Annotated in this window: 1 protein-coding gene and 1 pseudogene; one reads left to right on the forward strand and one right to left on the reverse strand. The window is 58.2% G+C overall.

Going from position 1 to position 1,182, the window contains the following annotated elements; genetic code table 11:
• The first annotated feature begins 459 nt into the window (after positions 1-459).
• Positions 460-774: a hypothetical protein gene (locus EN932_RS36495; protein ID WP_127384743.1), complete on the forward strand. Its 315-nt coding sequence runs from the start codon at positions 460-462 to the stop codon at positions 772-774.
• Between the two features lie 85 nt (positions 775-859).
• Here the strand turns inward: EN932_RS36495 and EN932_RS36500 are convergent.
• Positions 860-1,182: pseudogene (locus EN932_RS36500) on the reverse strand (hypothetical protein); the annotation flags it as partial.

The following is a 1,182-nucleotide window of genomic DNA, read 5'->3' on the forward strand; positions in this document are numbered from 1 at the left end:
GGCGGCCGCCTTCCTGATCGGCGTCTGTGCGATGTGGATTTCGGACGTGCTGTTCGAGTTTGTGGTGCGGAGATTCAAACCGGGGGTGGAGGAGTAGCTGTTGGCACCGCGTCGTCTGTTGGCTGCTGCCTGACGGAATTACCGAGACAGGTGGACCTGGCGCGGCGTGGCTCTCATTTCCAGGACCGACCGCTGCCCGCTTCGGCTCACGCCGGGGCGGGCTTTTTGCATTTCCGATCGGCCATTGCTGAGCGGCATTCGAGTTGACCGGTCTCGTCATCGTCCGTTGTGATAAGCAAGTTAATCATGTCGGTTATGCATAATGATTATTGTTAATTTTTGATTGAAGCACCGAAACTGGATAAAGACTTGAGCGGATGAAGTGTTCATATATTGTTAAGCAAGAGGTAGACCACAGAAGACGGAAGCCATCTCCATCATCAAACGGGAGTAGCTTTCATGAACAAGTTCACTGTTATTTTCGCCGCTGTTGCAGTTGCATCGTCCGTTGGAGCCGCCGAGGCAGGTTGTGGGTGCGGAGGTTCGGGCGGCTGGGGAGGCAATTCGAGCCGCCTGATCAATGTTTCGCCGTCCATCGACCTTGGCAAGATCACCGCGCTGAACGACGTGCTCAGCGGCAACAACATCCTGAGCGGCAATGTCGTCTCAGGCATTCTAAACGGCAACAAGACCGGCATCGTCGGTGGCGTTCTGAGCGGGCTCGGCGTGAACCTGCTGGGCGGCAACAGCTATAGGCTGGGCAAGCGCCACTAGTCCGGCGCTGCATTTCAACTGTCGAAGGCAACCCAAAATAGCCCGTTCCGGTGCGCCGGGCGGGCTATTTCGCGTGTCGGGCCGATCAAGCGAGGATGTTGACCGCGCGTGCCGCGACCAGCGCGATGGTCAGCAGCGAGATCATGGCCTCGGCCATCATCAGCAGCTTGGCGCGCTGGGAAAGGGGCAAGGTATCGGTGGGCGAAAACGCTGTCGCATTGGTGAAGGCGAGGAAGAAATAATCGACGAAACCGGGCAGCCAATCTCGGAGGTCACGGTCGTTCAACGTCATCTGCGCGAACAGGAAATCGGCCTGCGCAAGCTTGACGAGGCCGCAGGTCGGCGGGCCGCCGCGGTCGGTGCTCCAGAACCACAAGGCAAAGACGATGACGTTGGTGACCCAGATGT

This window comes from Mesorhizobium sp. M7A.F.Ca.US.002.01.1.1 (genome assembly GCF_004022955.1).
Taxonomy (GTDB): Bacteria; Pseudomonadota; Alphaproteobacteria; order Rhizobiales; family Rhizobiaceae; genus Mesorhizobium; species Mesorhizobium ciceri.